Below are 16772 nucleotides of genomic sequence, written 5' to 3'. Positions count from 1 at the left end.
AAAGGATCGCGAGCTGTCATGTGAATGTGGGGTCGCTGTGGCAATGGGTGTATGACGAGAAAACCGATAGCCGGGGCAGCCTGTTCCGTCGTAGCGCGCCTGCTGCGTAATACGGATAGCCCTGAGCCGATCATATTCACCATCCGTGATCGCGACGGTGTGGATACGCTGTATCTTGCCTCGGACAATCATGATCGGCGGATCTCGCCGACGCCTGGAACCGTATCCGGGGCCCATGGCTTGTCGGCAATATTTCGATCACCTCCGATACGCTGATCGGGAACATGCAGGCCGGTTGCGGCAACGATCTGGTGATCGGAAACAGCGCCGACAACGATGTCTATGTCCCCGACGTCAAAGACAAGATCGTTGAGACAAGGGACGGCGGTATCAATCCGGTTCGGTCCTATGCCTGCATGAGGCTGGGCTGGTGGCTTGAGAACCTGGTTCTGGGATCCGACAAGGCGCAGAACGGTTCCGGCAATTCACTGGCGAACCGGATCACCGGAATGCTCGCACCAATCGTCTCAGCAGTCGTGGAGGTAATGACGCGCCTGTCGGCGTGGCCGGAAACGACACTTTTATCGGTGGTGCGGACAGTGGCTCTCTGCTGGGCGGTGGCGGGGCCGACTGCTTTTGCCGGTGGTCGGGATAAGGTACCGGGTTTTCATAACAATATCGACGGGCAGCAAATCGGCGGCACGCTGTGGGGCGGAGCCGAGATGAGCGCGGCCGCGGCACTGCAGGAGATCGGCCGGGTCGTCGATGGCAATACCGTTCAGGATTTTGGCAAAGGCGATACCATCATGCTGAACGGAGTCGGCGATCTTGGCGCGCTCGAAGATGATCCGATCATTTTCTGACGATCTGTCTGCGCATCTTTTCCCGGCTTTGCTGCGTTAAACTGCTGTGGACAGGGCCGCGGCTGCTGATCTGCCTTATATTTGGGCGGAGTGAGGCTCTGCTCTGGCAAAAACGGATTTCCCGACCATTCGCGGGGGACGCGCTGTGGACAGTGCCACTGCGGATGCGAAGATCGGGGACAAAGCAGGGGGTGGTGAAGATGATGAACTGTTACAACGAGATGCTCGAAGGCGATCGGGTGCGTGAACCCTATGCCATGCTGTCTGAATGGATCGAGACCATGCCGGTCGAGATCCGCCAGATGAAGCAGGCCGAGGCCGAGGCGCTGTTTCGTCGCATCGGTATCACCTTTGCCGTCTATGGCGAGGGGGGCGATCCGGACCGGCTGATCCCCTTTGACATGATGCCGCGGGTGTTCCTGCAGGCCGAATGGCGCCGGCTTGAAAGGGGGATCAAGCAGCGCGCCCGGGCGCTGAACGCTTTTCTGCGCGATGTTTACGGGCGGGCCGAGATCGTGCGCGCGGGCCGTATCCCGGCGCGGCTTGTTTATCAGAACGACGCTTATGAAAAAGCGATGGCAAACTTTACCCCGCCACGCGGTGTCTATTCCCATATCGTCGGTATCGACATCGTTCGCACCGGACGGGATGAGTTTTATGTGCTTGAGGACAATTGCCGCACCCCCTCGGGCGTCAGCTATATGCTGGAAAACCGCGAGATCATGATGCGCATGTTCCCGGCGCTGTTCCGCAACAACCGGATCGAGCCGGTGGATCAGTATCCTGAACTGCTGCGCCGCACGCTTGTTTCTGTCGCGCCGCGGAAATGCGAGGGGCCGCCGACCATCGTCATCCTGACCCCCGGCCATTACAACAGCGCCTATTATGAGCACAGCTTTCTGGCCAACCTGATGGGCGTCGAACTGGTCGAGGGCAGCGACCTATTTGTCGACGGCGGCTTTGTTTATATGCGCACCACGCAGGGGCCAAAGCGCGTCGATGTCATCTATCGCCGCATTGATGACCAGTTCCTTGATCCTTTGTGTTTTCGCCGCGATTCCATGCTGGGCGTGCCGGGACTGATGGATGTCTATCGTTCGGGCGGAGTGTCGATCACCTCGGCGCCGGGGGCGGGCGTCGCAGATGACAAGGCGGTCTATACCTTCGTCCCCGAAATGATCCGCTTTTACCTCGGCGAAGAGCCGATCCTGCGCAACGTTCAGACCTGGACGCTGTGGAAAGACGAGGATTATCGCTATGTCATGGCCAACCTCAAGGATCTGGTGGTCAAAGAGGTCCACGGTTCGGGCGGCTATGGCATGTTGATCGGCCCCCGCGCCAGCAAGGCCGAGATCGAGTCGTTTGCCGAGCGGATCAAGGCCAGCCCCGGCAATTACATCGCCCAGCCGACGCTGGCACTGTCCACAAGCCCGACTTTCGTCAATGAGGGAGTGGCGCCGCGACATGTCGACCTGCGGCCCTTCTGCCTGTGCGGAGACCGGATCGAACTGGTGCCGGGCGGGCTGACGCGGGTCGCGCTGCGCGAGGGCTCGCTGGTCGTGAACTCGTCTCAGGGCGGGGGCGTCAAGGACACCTGGGTCCTGACGGAATAGGAAAGGGGTCAGCCATGCTCAGCCGCACCGCCGCCAACCTGTTCTGGATGGGTCGTCATCTGGAACGTGCCGAAACCGCCGCCCGTCTTTTGGACGTGGGTGCGCGTATCACGCTGTTGCCAAACACCGAAGAGGGGTATCGCAACGAATGGGACTCGCTTTTGCGTGCCTCGGGCGCCAGCACTGCATTCGCCGAACATTACGGCGATGAAATCACGCAGGAAAATATCGAAAGCTGGCTTTTCTTTGACCATGCCAACCCGTCCTCGGTCGCCTCATGTATCGAGCGCGCGCGTGAGGGCGGGCGGATCGTGCGCACGGCGCTGACCAGTCAGGTCTGGGATGCGCTCAACACCGCCTATCAAGAACTGCGGTCGCTGGAGCGGCGGCCGCGCAGCCAGCTTGATACCGCGATGCTGACCGACTTTACCACGCGCCATGGCTCGACCGTGCGCGGGGCGATCAACGCAACCCAGTTGCGCAACGACGGCTGGCATTTTCTGAACCTTGGCTATTCGCTTGAACGGGCGGATGCCACTGCGCGGCTGCTGGACGTGAAATATTATGTGCTGCTGCCGCAGGTCGAGTTCGTCGGATCCGGGCTCGACAATTATCAATGGCAGGTGATCCTGCGCGCGCTTTCGGCGCATCGTGCCTTTCACTGGGCCTATGGCGGCGATGTAACGGCGATGAAGGTCGCCGATTTTCTGATCCTAAACGGGGAAAGCCCGCGTTCGCTTCTGACCTCGCTCTACGAGGCGGTCTGGCATCTGGACGGGCTGGTGCGCCGCTATGGCGAGGGCGTGCCCGCCACCGCCTCGGTCCGGGCGCATGAGACGATGAAACGCCTGCTTGCCCGCAATATCGACGAGATCTTTGACGAGGGGCTGCACGAGTTCCTCACCTGGTTCATCAGCGAGGTGGCCAGCATCTCGACCGCCGTGCATGATGATTACCTAAGCGGCCGGATGTAAAAAGGGGGGCGCATCATGCGGCTGAAAATTACCCATGAAACCAGCTATTTCTATGATCCACCGGCGCAGGGGCTGGTGCAGAGCCTGCGGCTGACGCCCTCGGTCTATGAGGGACAGAGGGTTGCGGACTGGACCATCTCGGTCTCGGGCGGGCAACGAGGTGCGGCTTTTCGCGACGGGGCGGGCGACTGGATCGAGGGCTGGACCGTGCGCGGCCCGGTGCAAGAGGTCGTCGTCTCGATCTCGGGTCAGGTCGAGACGCGCGATACCGCCGGTGTTTTGCGCGGCCATCGTGAAAGCGTTCATCCGCTGGTCTACCTGCGCCCGACGCCCGCGACCGGTCTGGATACGGCGTTGCGCGATCTGGCCCATTCGGCCCAGGGCGAGGACGGGTTGGACCTGGCCCATCGGCTGGCTGCCGCCGTGGCACAGGCGGTTGCCTATGGCCCGGGCGTGACCGATGCGCGGACCACCGCGGCCGAGGCGCTGGCGCTGGGGCAGGGGGTCTGTCAGGACCATGCCCATGTGCTGATTGCCTGCGCCCGCGAACGGGGTCTGCCGGCGCGCTATGTCTCGGGCTATCTGCATTCCAGCCGGGATGGTCAACCCCATGACGCAGCCCATGCCTGGGCCGAGATTCATGTCGGCCCCCTTGGATGGGTCGGCTTTGACGCGGCCAATGCCTGCTGCCCCGATGACCGCTATGTGCGGCTTGGCTCGGGTCTGGATGCGGATGACGCGGCCCCGGTGCGCGGCACCACCTTTGGCACGGGCGACGAAAGCCTTGATGTGCGCGTACAGGTCGAGGAAATGGAGCAATAGCCTTGCTGTTGCGCCTCGCCCCCGGCCGGCGTATCCGTCAGGGAGTTTTTGTGCCATGGGACGGTCATGACCTATTGCGTCGGTCTTAAGCTCAACGAAGGGTTGGTCCTTTTGTCGGACACCCGCACCAATGCCGGGCTGGACAACATCTCGACCTATCGCAAGATGTTCTTCTTTGAGAAACCGGGCGAGCGGATCATCACCATCATGACCGCCGGCAGCCTGTCGGTCACCCAGACCACCATCGCCCGGCTGCAAGAGGCGATCGACCTGCCCGAAGCGGATGAGACCACCTCGATCATGCGCGCCCAGACCATGCTGCAGGTGGCGACGATCATCGGCAATACGCTGAACCGCACCCGGCGAGAGATTGTCGAGCAATGCCGCGAACTGAACCAGCAGGCCAGCGCCAGCATGATCGTCGGCGGTCAGCGTGCCGGGGGCGAGATGCGGCTGTTCCTGATCTATCCCGAGGGCAATTTCATCGAGGCGACCGAGGACACACCCTTTCTGCAGATCGGCGAACATAAATACGGCAAGCCGATCCTTGACCGGGTGGTGCGGCCCGACACCTCTCTGGACGACGCACAAAAGGCGGCGCTGCTGTCGATGGATTCGACCCTGCGTTCAAACCTGTCGGTGGGGATGCCGCTGGATCTGGCGGTGATCCGCAAGGACGATTGCCGCGTCAGCCATCGTCGCATCGCCGAGGGCGACCCGGCATTCATGGCCATGTCCGCTGCGTGGTCGGCCGCCCTGCGCGACAGTTTCGTCAAGGTGACGATATAGGCCGCCCGGTCAGGCGGCTCCGTCCTCGTCAAGCATCGCCCGCAGCTCATAGACCAGATCCAGCGCCTCACGTGCGCTGATCGTATCGGGGTTCAGCTTGCGCAGGCGTTCCTCGACCGCCGAAGGCTGGGGTTGCGACATCGCGCCAGGCGCCGGTGCGGGCGTGGCGCGGAACAGCGGCAGATCGTCAAGCAGCGCGGCCGGTTTTCCGGTGCCCTGCCGCTCTCCGTTTTCTAGCTGGTGCAGGATGTCCCGGGCGCGCTCGACAACGGATGGGGGCAGCCCCGCCAGCCGCGCCACCTGCACGCCATAGGACCTGTCGGCGGCGCCCTTTCTGACCTCGTGCAGAAAGATCACCTCGCCCTCCCATTCGCGCACGGCGACAGTGGCATTCTCGACCCCCGGCAGGCGCGCGGAAAGCGAGGTCATCTCATGATAATGCGTGGCAAAAAGCGCCCGGCAGCGGTTTCTGGCATGCAGATGCTCCAGCACCGCCCAGGCGATGCTAAGCCCGTCCCAGGTCGCCGTACCGCGTCCGATCTCGTCAAGGATGACCAGCGCATGATCGTCGGCCTGATTAAGAATTGCCGCCGTCTCGACCATCTCGACCATGAAGGTCGAGCGACCGCGCGCCAGATCATCCGCCGCACCGACGCGGCTGAACAGCTGACTGACAAGGCCGATATGGGCGCGGCGTGCAGGGACGAACGCCCCAGCCTGCGCCAGAATGGCAATCAGCGCGTTCTGGCGCAGAAAGGTCGATTTACCCGCCATATTCGGACCGGTCAGCAACCAGATCGCCGGAGTGCCGCCTTCGGTCAAAGCGCAGTCATTGGCGACGAAAGCCTCGCCCTTGCGCTTTAGCGCGCGCTCGACGACCGGGTGGCGACCGCCTTCGATCATAAAGGCGCGGCTGCTGTCCACTTCGGGGCGCACCCACCCCTCGGCCGAGGCAAGATCGGCAAAGGCAGCGGTCAGGTCGATTTCTGCCAGTGCCCGCGCCGCCTGCCCGATCGGGCCCGCCTGTTCAAGAACGGCACCGGTCAGGCGGGCAAAGATCTGACGCTCGATCTCCAGCGCGCGGTCGCGGGCATTGAGGATGCGCGTTTCAAGCTCGGACAGCTCGACCGTGGTAAAGCGGATCTGGTTCGCCGTGGTCTGGCGGTGGATGAACCGTTCGTTCAGCGGCGGAGCCAGCATCTTTTCCGCATGGGTCGAAGTCGTCTCGATAAAGTAACCCAGCACGTTGTTATGCTTGATCTTAAGGCTTTGGACACCGCTTTCGGCAATATAATCAGCCTGCATACTGGCGATGACGCCACGGCCCTCGTCACGCAGGCGGCGGGTTTCGTCCAGATCCTCGTCATAGCCAGCCGCGACAAAGCCCCCGTCGCGGGCAAGCAGCGGCGGTTCGGCGACCAGCGCCTCGTCCAGCAGGTCGATCAGCGCGTCATGGCCCGTCAGGTCGCGGGCGGCCTCGGCCAGAACCTGTATCTGGTCGTCGCCCAGCATGGCGGCGATACGGGCGGCCTGGGTCAGCCCGGCGCGGATCGCGGCCAGATCGCGCGGCCCGCCGCGTTCCAGTGCCAGCCGCGACAGTGCCCGGTCCATATCGGGGACATGGGACAACGCAGAGCGCAGATCGGCACCAAGGCGCGGATCGTCCACCAGATGGGCGACAGCCGACTGCCGGGCGTGAATTTCGTCCAGATTGCGCGAGGGCGCGCTGATCCTGCGTTCAAGCAGCCGTGCGCCGCCTGCCGTTACGGTGCGGTCAATGGCGGCAAGCAGGCTGCCTTCGCGCCCGCCAGACAGGGCCTGCGTCAGTTCCAGGTTGCGGCGGGTGGCGGCGTCGATCTGCATCGCGCCCCCCAAAGCCTCGCGCACCGGCGGGCGCAAAAGCGGCATCCGGCCCTTTTGCGTCAGCTCCAGATAATCGGCGATCGCGCCCATGGCGGCCAGTTCAGCGCGTGAAAAGTTGCCAAAGCCGTCAAGCGTCTCGACCGAAAACAGTGCGCACAGACGACGCTGGGCGGCGCTGCTGTCAAAGCTGCCGGCGGGCAGTTCGGTCAGTGCGGCGCCCGCCTCGGCCGCGATCTCGGCCAGATCCGAACCTTCGATGACCAGAAGCTCTCGCGGGGCATTGCGCGCAAGTTCCGGTCCCAGCCGAGCGGGCGGGCAGGTCATGACCCGAAAGGCGCCGGTCGAGATGTCGACCCATGCCAGCGCCGAATCCTCGCGTACGCTGGCAAAGCTGGCGAGGAAATTGTGCCGCCGCGCCTCAAGAAGCGATTCCTCGGTCAGCGTACCGGGGGTGACCAGACGCACCACTTCGCGTGCGACCACGGCTTTTGAGCCGCGCTTGCGGGCTTCGGCCGGGTCCTCCATCTGCTCGGCGATGGCGACGCGAAACCCCTTGCGGATCAGCGTCAGCAGATAGCTTTCCGCGGCATGGACCGGGACGCCGCACATGGGGATCGGCTCACCCATATGGGTGCCGCGCTTGGTCAGGGCGATGTCCAGCGCGGCTGCGGCGGCAACCGCATCGTCAAAGAACATCTCGTAGAAATCCCCCATGCGATAGAACAGCAGCGCGCCGGGATTGGCCTCGCGGATTGCAAGATACTGCACCATCATCGGGGTGGGTTGATCGCTCATGTCCAGCCTTGTCGCCTGCGGTCCCTGTTTGGGGACGCCTGTTCCAAGAGACGCTTCTAAGGGACGCGTCGGCTGATGCAAACAGCATGGCTGCAAATCGCGTAGATCAAGGTGAAAACGGGCGCGGGCCACACGAGGCAACTGTCCGGCACCGTTCGCGGTATTTGTCGCGGGAGCCGGGCCTGAATTGTTGTGTCTCCGGTGCCATAAATGCCCGCCCTGTGCGCAAAAATCACGGTGACAGTTGCCGCGCATTGCGGCATCGTCTGCCAAAACCTGTTCGTGAGGCCGGACGATGAGATCGTTGATTCTGGGTGCTATCATGTTGTCATTGGCGGGCGCGGCCAATGCGGCCTGCCCGGATGTCTCGCTGATGCAGAACGCCGCGCGCGGCTGGATCGCAGGTCAGCGCCTGCCCGATCCGCTTGTCCGCACGGCGCAGGATGCAAGCTGTGCCTATGCCTCGTTCCGCAGCGTGCTTGAGACCGAGCTGGGCGCGCCCGTGGGCGTCAAGGTCGGCTTTACCTCACGCCCGGTGCAAGAGCGGTTCGGCGTGACCCAGCCCGTCTCGGGGGCGCTTTTCGCGCCGATGCTGGTGCCCGATGGCTCGCGCCTTAGCCTCAAGGGCAGCCGCTCGCCGTTTTTTGAGGCCGATCTGGTCGTGACCGTCGGCAGCTCTGCCATCATGCAGGCGCGCACCCGCGAAGAGGTGGCGGCGGCGCTGAAAGATGTGCGGCCGTTCATCGAACTGCCCGATCTGGCGCTGCAAAAGGGGGTGACGCCCACCGGACCCCTGATGGCGGCCTATGGCGTGACGCCCTGGCGCGGCGTGCTGGGACGCGGCATTCCGATTTCGGACCTGCGTGACCCGGTCGCCGATCTGGCGGGGCTGACGGTGAACCTCAAGCTTGACGGAAACAGCATCGACGCGGGCACAGGGCAAATGCTGCTGGGCCACCCTCTGGATGTGGTGCTGTGGCTGATCGAGCAGGGCGGCTATGAGCTAAAGCCCGGATCGGTGATTTCGCTGGGCTCGCTGGGCGGTTTGCATCCGGCACTGCCCGGTCACCGGATCGAGGCCGACTATCGGATCGGCGGCAAGACCATGAAGGTCGGTGCCGTGCTTGTCCCCTGATCTTGCGTCTGCGGTGAAAAAAACCTTTGCCAGCAAGGGCGTCGTGTCGCAAGACTGTCACCGGGGGCCGCTAGGTGGCATCCAGCCGCCAACTGGGGGCGTGTTCTGGAACGGAGTTGACCAATGACGATTCAACCGACTGTGGCAGGTCTTGCCGCTTTGATCGCGCTTGGGGCCTCGGGGGCTGCCTCGGCGCAGGATCTTGCGGCGCTGGAGGAGGCCGCCAAGGCCGAAGGTATGCTGACCACCATCGCGCTGCCGCATGACTGGTGCGGCTATGGCGAGGTGATCGCCGGCTTCAAGGCGAAATACCCCGAAATCAAGGTCAACGAGCTTAACCCCGATGCGGGCTCGGCAGATGAGCTTGAGGCGATCCGTGCCAACAAGGACAACAAGGGTCCGCAGGCGCCGGACGTGATCGACGTCGGCCTGTCCTTTGGCCCGCAGGCGCAGGCCGAGGGGCTGATCCAGCCCTATAAGGTTTCGACCTGGGATACGATTCCCGATGATGCCAAGGACCCCGATGGTCACTGGTACGGCGATTACTACGGCGTGATGGCTTTTGGCGTGAACACCGACCTGATCGACGAGGCGCCGAAAACCTGGAAGGACCTGATCAAGCCCGAATATGCGAACGCCTTTGCGCTGGCTGGCGATCCGCGCGCCTCGGCGCAGGCGATCATTTCGGTCATGGCGGCCGGCATCGCCAATGGCGGAGAGCCGGGCGAGGCTTCGGGTCAGAAGGGCATGGAACTGATGGCCGAGGTTCACAAGGCCGGCAATTTCGTGCCCGTCATCGGCAAATCGGCGACCATCGCGCAGGGCGCGACGCCGATCGTCACCGCATGGGACTATAACCTGCTGTCCTGGCGCGACAGTCTGAATGGCAACCCGCCGGTCGAGGTGCTGATCCCCGAGGATGGCGTGGTTGCGGGCGTCTATGTGCAGGCGATCTCGGCCTATGCGCCGCATCCGAACGCAGCCAAGCTGTGGATGGAGTACCTGTATTCGGACGAAGGTCAGCTTGGCTGGCTCAAGGGCTATTGCCACCCGATCCGCTTCAACGATCTGGTCAAGAACGGTAAAGTCCCGCAAGAGCTGCTGGACGCGCTGCCCGAGGCCTCGGCCTATGAAAAGGCGATCTTCCCGACCCTTGAGCAGCAGGAAGCCAACAAGAAGGCTGTGACCGAAGGCTGGGACAAGGTCGTCGGCGCAGCGGTTCAGGAATAAGAGAAAGGGACCCCGTCCACGCGGCGGGGTCACCCCCAACGGGCGAGGCGGAATGAGACAGATCGGCTGGAACTGGCTGGGCATCCTGCCCTTTTTCGCCTTTGCCCTGCTGTTTCTGGTGCTGCCGACGATGAATATCGTCATCGGCGCATTTCAGAACCCGCAAGGTCAGTTTACGTTCGACAATCTTGCGGGGCTGACCTCGCCGCGGATCGTGTCCAGCTTTGCTATTTCGATCAAGGTGTCGCTGGCCTCGGCGCTGCTTGGCTGCCTGATCGGCTTTGCCATGGCGGCAGCGGTGGTGATGGGCGGCGTGCCGGGCTGGATCAAGGCGCCTTTGATGACCTTTTCGGGGGTCGCCTCGAACTTTGCCGGGGTGCCGCTGGCCTTTGCCTTTATCGCCACCCTGGGCCGGGTCGGTCTGGTCACCATGCTGCTGCGGCAGTGGTTTGGCATCAATATCTATGCGCTGGGTTTCAACCTGCTGTCCTTTTGGGGCCTGACGCTGACCTATCTGTTCTTTCAGATCCCGCTGATGATCCTGATCATCACCCCAGCTCTGGAGGGGCTCAAGCGTGAATGGCGCGAGGCGGCCGAGGTGCTTGGTGCCTCGACCGGGCAATATTGGCGGATGGTGGCGCTGCCGATTCTGTTCCCGTCGCTGCTGGGCACTTTCGCGCTGCTGTTTGCCAACAGCTTTGGTGCGGTGGCGACGGCCTATGCGCTGACCGGCTCGTCGCTGTCGATCGTGCCGATCATGCTGTTTGCGCAGATCAGGGGCGATGTGCTGCAAGACCCGCACCTGGGCTATGCCATGGCTTTCGGCATGATCGTCGTGACCGGGCTTGCGAACCTTGCCTATGTCATCATGCGCACCCGGGCCGAGAGGTGGATGCGATGAAACGGGTCTGGTCTTGGGCCGCGCTGATCCTTGGCGGCCTTTATTTTCTCTTGCCGCTTATCGGTACGATCGAGTTTTCGCTACGAATGCGGCGCGGGGAATATTCGCTGGATGCCTATCGCTCGGTGCTGTCGGACGCGAATTTCCGTGCCACTTTCAGCTATTCGGTGGTGATGGCGCTGCTGACCATCGTGCTGGGGGTGCTGATCGTCGTGCCGACCGCCTATTGGGTGCGGCTGCGTCTGCCCCGCCTGCGGCCGGTGATCGAGTTCATCACCCTGCTGCCTCTGGTCATTCCGGCCATCGTCGTCGTCTTTGGCTATATCCGGCTTTACAACACCTCGTCGGTGCTGCCGCTGACCGGGACGGCATCGGGCACCAATCTTTTGCTTTTGTGCGGTTATGCCACGCTGGCGCTGCCCTATATGTATCGCGCCGTCGATACCGGGCTTTCGACGCTTGACGTGCGCAGCCTGACGGAGGCCGCGCAATCCCTCGGCGCTGGCTGGACGCGGATCATCGGCCGGCTGATCCTGCCCAATGTGCTGGGGGCGGTGATGTCCGGGGCATTTCTGTCCTTTGCCATCGTCATTGGCGAATTCACCATGGCGGCGTTGCTGAACCGGCCGGCGTTCGGACCCTACATGCAATTGCTTGGCGCGAACCGCGCTTATGAACCGGCGGCGCTGGCAGTGATCGCCTTTGCCGTCACCTGGGGTTGCATGGGGGTGATGCAACTGATCTCTCGCCTGTTTGGCACACGGATACCCGCGAAATGAGCTTTCTGACCCTAGACCATCTGCAAAAATCCTTTGGTACGACCCGGGTCGTGCACGGCTTTGACCTGAGCGTGGAAAAGGGCGAGTTTGTGTCCTTTCTTGGCCCCTCGGGTTGCGGCAAGACCACGGTGCTGCGCATGGTCGCCGGGTTTGAAACGCCAAGTGCGGGCCGCGTGGTGATCGACGGGCAGGATGTGACCCGCGCCCGGCCGAACCAGCGCCGGATCGGCATGGTGTTTCAGTCCTATGCGCTGTTTCCGAACCTTACGGTGGCGGAAAACGTGGGCTTTGGCCTTAAGGTCGGCGGTGTTCCCCGGGCCGAGCGGGCCGGTCGCGTGACCGAAATGCTTGAGTTGATCGGCCTGCCAGATCTGGGCGGGCGCTATCCCTGGCAGCTGTCGGGCGGTCAGCAACAGCGAGTGGCGCTGGCCCGCGCCCTTGCGCCGCGTCCGCGTGTTCTGCTGCTCGATGAGCCGCTGTCGGCGCTGGATGCCAAGATCCGCGTCAGCCTGCGCAACCAGATCCGAGAGATCCAGCAGCAGCTGGGCATCACCACCATCTTTGTCACCCACGATCAGGAAGAGGCGCTGTCGATCTCGGACCGTATCGTGGTCATGCATAAGGGGGTCGCGGATCAGATCGGCACTCCGGCGCAGATCTATAATCAGCCTGCGACCGATTTCGTCGCCGGCTTTGTCGGCACGCTGAACCGTTTCGCAGCCGAGGTACTGGACCCTGCACGTGGCATCGTCCGCGTCGAGGGGGCAGAGATTGCCCTTGACCGCCCCTTGTCCCTGGGCGGTGTCACCCTTGCCGCGCGGCCCGAAAGCCTGCGCATCGCCGAGCATGGCATCCCGGCCGAGATTACCGGCGTTGAATTCCTTGGTTCGGTTCAGCGTCTGCGGGCGCGGGTGGGCGGGCAGGAAGTGGTGCTTGACCGCTTTAACGAACCGGGGGCTGCCCTGCCTCAGCCGGGCGTTCGGGTGCATCTGACCGCGCCGCCATCGGGCTGGCTGGTGCTGGGTGAATAGTCCACCCGCCAGGGTTGATCGGCAAAAACTTGCCTAAAAGAACATCTGACCTTTGACTGCGCCTTTGTTTTTAATCGGTGCTGTTCCGCCAGTTATTTGCGGCGGCGTTTTTGCGGCTTTTCCGCAAGGTTTTTGTTCTTTGAAGGTGTTTCATGGCGACGATTCCTGGAACGGGCGGCAATGACAGCCTGTCTGGTGGGGACGAACCCGATCTCATCGACGCTGATGCCGGCAACGATACTATAGATGGCGGCGCGGGTAGCGATACGGTCAGTGGTGGCGACGGTGCTGATTTCCTGATCTGGGCGGCCAATCCTGACGCGACTGGCGATCACGACATCTATCACGGTGGTTCGGGCGGCGAGGAGTATGAGCCCGACGTCTACTCCCATAATGGCGGTGATACGCTTAGCCTGGTGTCCGCAGGGGCCGAAGGGTTCGATGTGTATTTCACCAGCGGCAGCTCGGGCGAGGTCGAGGATGCCTATGGCAACACGCTGAGCTTTGACGGTATCGAGCGTGTGGCCACTGGCGACGGCGCCGATCACATCAATGCGTCTGGCAGCGCTGAAGGCATCCGGATTTATGCGGGTGCTGGCAATGATTACATCATTGGCAGCGACGCCACGGATTATATTCAGGGCGGCGACGGCAATGACGAAATCTTTGGCGGCGGCGGCAATGACGTCATCGAGGATGGCCGCGGCGACGACACCATCCATGGCGAGGACGGCGACGACGGTATCCGCTGGGGTAACGGTGGTATCGACGGTTCGGTCGGCAATGACCTGTACTATGGCGGGTCGGGCTATAACACGCTGAACGCCTGGCAGCACGACGCCACCGGCAACGGTGTGCACATGGTGCTTACCACCTCTGACAGCGGTACGGTGGACGCCACCGGTGCGGCGACGGGGCATCTGGAGTTCTACGAGTTCCGGAACCTGCTGACCGGGAACGGCAATGACACGATAGATGGCTCGGCTGCCGGGGTGGACGGGTTCCGCGCCTATGCCGCATGGGGTGACGATTCGATCATCGGCAGCGACGGCGATGACTCGATCGAAGGCGGCTTTGGCACGGATACCATCGACGCGGGTGCGGGCGATGACATGATCTCGATGGCCGGAGACCTGTTTTCCACCAGCCACGCGTGGGAGGATGACGGCTCGGACCTGCTGGTCCTGCGCGACGGCTTTGGCAATGACACCGTGCGCGCCTTTGCCATCGAAACCACGCAGGATGAATGGGGCACCGTGCTGCCTGCTGATCGGCTGGATGTCAGCGATCTGCATGATGCCAACGGTAATCCCATTGATCTGGATGACGTGACCGTCGAGCCCCTTACCGACGCACGCGGCACCCATGCGCGGCTGGTTTTCCCCAATGGCGAGACGCTGCTGCTTTATGAGATCGACCCCGCCGCGCTGACCCGTCAGAAGCTGCATCAGCTTGGTATTCCCTGCTTTTGCCGCGGCACGATGATTCGTACAGACCGGGGCGAAATCGCGGTTGAACAACTGTCGGTGGGCGATCTGGTTCTGACCTGCGACCATGGGTTGCAGCCTATCCGCTGGATCGGCAGCCGGGCGCTGGACGCAATCGATCTGGCCGCTGCGCCAAGGCTACGGCCTGTCTGCATCCGCCGTGGTGCGCTTGGCGAAGGACGGCCTTGCGCCGATCTGATGGTCTCGCCTCAGCATCGCATACTCGTGCGGTCGGCGATTGCGCAGCGCATGTTCGGTTGCCCCGAGGTGCTGGTTGCGGCCAAGCAGCTGTTGGCAATTGAAGGGATCGAAGAGGTCGACCCCGAGATGGTCGGGTATTTCCATATCCTCTTTGACCGGCATGAGATCGTGCTGGCGAACGGGGCCGAGGCCGAGTCGCTATACACCGGTCCGATGGCGTTGAAATCCGTCGGCCGGGCCGCGCGGGAAGAGATATTTACCCTGTTCCCCGAGCTTCGCGAAACGCCGGCCAAGGCGGCAAGGCCGCTGATCCCGGGTGCCAAGGCGCGTCAGCTTGCACATCGCCATGTGCGGAACCGAAAGGCCCTTAATGGTTAAATTCGCAACCAAAGGGTGAAAATCACTGACAAATGCGGCGCTGATCTGCCCCAAAGGACAGGTCCCGCCCTTGGCGTCAGTCTAATCTAATCCGGCCCGGATAGACGTTCGGGGTCGGGTGTTTCTGGACGCTCGTGGTGTCTATCCCCAGTCATTACAGAATGGGGGCAGATATGGCCGTGATTACCGGAGGGGCGGGCAACGACAGCCTGCTGGGCACCGCAGGTCGTGATACGATCAACGGCAATGGCGGAGGCGACACGATCAATGGCGGGCGGAGCAGCGACTCGATAAATGGCGGTGCCGGGCCGGATGTCCTGATCTGGAGCCAGGACCCCAGATCCAGGGGCAATGTTGACGCTTATTATGGTGGCAACACTTTGGAACGCTATGATCCGAACCCGTATGGCAGCCTGTCGGGCGGGGACCGGCTGCATCTGAATGGGACAAAAAATTTCCGCGTTGCTTTCAGTACAACTGAGAATGGCTCAGCCGTCGATGCCTATGGCAACCGGGTGAACTTTCGCGGGATCGAGCGGTTGCAGACCGGCTCGGGCAATGACCTCATCGACGCGCGGTCTGCCAAGCTGAATTCGCCGCATGGTTCGGGTTCGGATTACACCCCCACGCATGGGCTGACGGTCAACAGCGGTGCCGGCAACGATACCATCTATGGCAGCATCGGCGATGATGTGCTTGACGGCGGGAATGGCAATGACCGCATCTATGGCGGTGCGGGCAATGATCTGTTGATGCCGTCGCAGGGCAATGATTACGGTCATGCCGGGGCAGGGGATGACAATGTCCGCTGGGGCAACAACGGTGGCATGGGGGCGATCCATGACATCGGACGCGATACACTGGTTGGCGGAGCTGGCCATGACCTGCTGAACCTCTGGGCCAAAGGGAATGGCGAGAATAGCGTAGGCACTTCGGTTGTCTTTACCAGCAACAGCGCCGGACGGGCCAGCTATCCGCAGGCCAATGGTTCATTGGTGTTCAGCGAGTTCGAGCAGTTCTGGACCCATGAAGGCCGCGATACGGTTTCGGCAGCAACCGCCAATATCCCCCTGAATGGCAAGGGTATTCAGATCAACACCCGTTGGGGCGACGATCGTATCACCGGCAGCGCCGGTAAGGATACGATCGAGGGCGGACCGGGCGCGGATACCATTAACGGCAGTCGCGGCAACGATCTTATCTCGATGACCGACGATATTTCTGCCTCTGATGGAGGTGCTGTGCCGCGCGATGCAGAGCGGGATGTTCTGGTGCTGCAGGACGGTTTTGGCGTCGACACAATACGTGCGTTTCAGGTCGGCGATGTACGCGATTCCGGCGGCGGTATCCTGCGTCAGGGTGACCGGCTGCATGTGACCGGGCTGCACGACCGTCAGGGTAACAGGGTTGATGTGGATGATGTGCGGGTGTCCTCGCATAACGGGCACGCGATGCTGACATTCCCGAATGGCGAGAAGCTGATCCTTGAGGGCGTCAGCCCGTCATCTCTGACCCGCTCGGTCCTGAACAAGATGGGTATACCTCTGCCCTCGGCGCAGACCAGTCAGGCCTCGGCGCAGATGAGTCAGGAAAGCCGCATTGCCGCCGAGGAGCCCGTTGCCGCGGGAACCGAGGCCGTCCCACAAGAGAGCAAGCTGTTCGGCCTGCTTAGCCGCGATATCTTCGTTCTGTGGGGGCGGGCAGAGCTGTCCGATAGCCGCGCAGACAGCGCAGCAGATGTTGAATCCCCGGGCTGGAGCACGTCGCAGCGGCTTTGGGGTCCCCGTGCTCTGCCTGTGCTGCATGAGCAGCAAGAGGTTGCGGATCACGACCCGGCGCCGGGCCTGCTTAAGATCGACAGTTTTGATTTCGACTGGGGCTAACCCGTCCCTGCAGGGGGGCGCTTGTCGG

At 62.6% G+C, this 16772-nt stretch carries 13 protein-coding genes; 12 read left to right on the top strand and 1 reads right to left on the bottom strand.

Going from position 1 to position 16772, the window contains the following annotated elements; all coding sequences use genetic code 11:
• Positions 1 to 284 precede the first annotated feature (284 nt).
• From M511_RS11745 to M511_RS11725, 5 genes are all read left to right on the top strand, one after another.
• Positions 285 to 863: a hypothetical protein gene (locus M511_RS11745; RefSeq protein WP_085502284.1), complete on the top strand. Its 579-nt coding sequence runs from the start codon at positions 285 to 287 to the stop codon at positions 861 to 863.
• A gap of 200 nt (positions 864 to 1063) precedes the next feature.
• Positions 1064 to 2476, top strand: coding sequence for a circularly permuted type 2 ATP-grasp protein (locus M511_RS11740; protein ID WP_029371918.1), 1413 nt, complete (start codon positions 1064 to 1066; stop codon positions 2474 to 2476).
• 14 nt (positions 2477 to 2490) lie between these two features.
• On the top strand, positions 2491 to 3450 hold the full coding sequence (locus tag M511_RS11735) for an alpha-E domain-containing protein (RefSeq protein WP_085502283.1): 960 nt from the start codon (positions 2491 to 2493) through the stop codon (positions 3448 to 3450).
• A 15-nt stretch (positions 3451 to 3465) separates the two neighbouring features.
• Positions 3466 to 4272 (top strand): transglutaminase family protein, encoded by an 807-nt coding sequence (locus M511_RS11730; protein ID WP_010395594.1) that lies wholly within the window; start codon positions 3466 to 3468, stop codon positions 4270 to 4272.
• 66 nt (positions 4273 to 4338) lie between these two features.
• Complete coding sequence (locus M511_RS11725) at positions 4339 to 5061, top strand: Ntn hydrolase family protein (RefSeq protein WP_010395591.1); 723 nt, start codon at positions 4339 to 4341, stop codon at positions 5059 to 5061.
• A 9-nt stretch (positions 5062 to 5070) separates the two neighbouring features.
• Here the strand turns inward: M511_RS11725 and mutS are convergent, their stop codons facing one another.
• Positions 5071 to 7719: a DNA mismatch repair protein MutS gene (gene mutS, locus M511_RS11720; RefSeq protein ID WP_085502282.1), complete on the bottom strand. Its 2649-nt coding sequence runs from the start codon at positions 7717 to 7719 to the stop codon at positions 5071 to 5073.
• A 295-nt stretch (positions 7720 to 8014) separates the two neighbouring features.
• On the opposite strand from mutS, the gene M511_RS11715 reads away from it, so the two are divergent.
• From M511_RS11715 to M511_RS11685, 7 genes are all read left to right on the top strand, one after another.
• The gene (locus tag M511_RS11715; protein ID WP_029371916.1) at positions 8015 to 8854 is read left to right on the top strand and encodes a 2-keto-4-pentenoate hydratase; all 840 of its coding nucleotides are present in this window, start codon (positions 8015 to 8017) and stop codon (positions 8852 to 8854) included.
• Between the two features lie 123 nt (positions 8855 to 8977).
• Positions 8978 to 10084 carry an ABC transporter substrate-binding protein gene (locus tag M511_RS11710; RefSeq protein ID WP_085502281.1) on the top strand — a complete coding sequence of 369 codons (1107 nt, stop codon included), beginning with the start codon at positions 8978 to 8980 and terminating at the stop codon, positions 10082 to 10084.
• 52 nt (positions 10085 to 10136) lie between these two features.
• Complete coding sequence (locus tag M511_RS11705) at positions 10137 to 10985, top strand: ABC transporter permease (protein ID WP_010395582.1); 849 nt, start codon at positions 10137 to 10139, stop codon at positions 10983 to 10985.
• Positions 10982 to 11764, top strand: a complete 783-nt coding sequence (locus M511_RS11700) for an ABC transporter permease (protein WP_010395581.1) — start codon at positions 10982 to 10984, stop codon at positions 11762 to 11764. Before M511_RS11705 ends, M511_RS11700 begins: the two co-directional genes overlap by 4 nt.
• Positions 11761 to 12795: an ABC transporter ATP-binding protein gene (locus M511_RS11695; RefSeq protein WP_010395580.1), complete on the top strand. Its 1035-nt coding sequence runs from the start codon at positions 11761 to 11763 to the stop codon at positions 12793 to 12795. The genes M511_RS11700 and M511_RS11695 overlap by 4 nt, the downstream gene beginning before the upstream one ends.
• Positions 12796 to 12947: 152 nt before the next feature.
• Complete coding sequence (locus M511_RS11690; protein WP_085502280.1) at positions 12948 to 14861, top strand: Hint domain-containing protein; 1914 nt, start codon at positions 12948 to 12950, stop codon at positions 14859 to 14861.
• A gap of 173 nt (positions 14862 to 15034) precedes the next feature.
• Positions 15035 to 16744 carry a calcium-binding protein gene (locus M511_RS11685; protein ID WP_085502279.1) on the top strand — a complete coding sequence of 570 codons (1710 nt, stop codon included), beginning with the start codon at positions 15035 to 15037 and terminating at the stop codon, positions 16742 to 16744.
• The last annotated feature ends 28 nt before the right edge of the window (positions 16745 to 16772 follow it).

Source organism: Paracoccus sp. J56, assembly GCF_019633685.1.
Taxonomy (GTDB): Bacteria; Pseudomonadota; Alphaproteobacteria; order Rhodobacterales; family Rhodobacteraceae; genus Paracoccus; species Paracoccus kondratievae.
The sequence above is the reverse complement of the archived record's forward strand: the minus strand, read 5'-3'. Positions and strand labels throughout refer to the sequence as shown.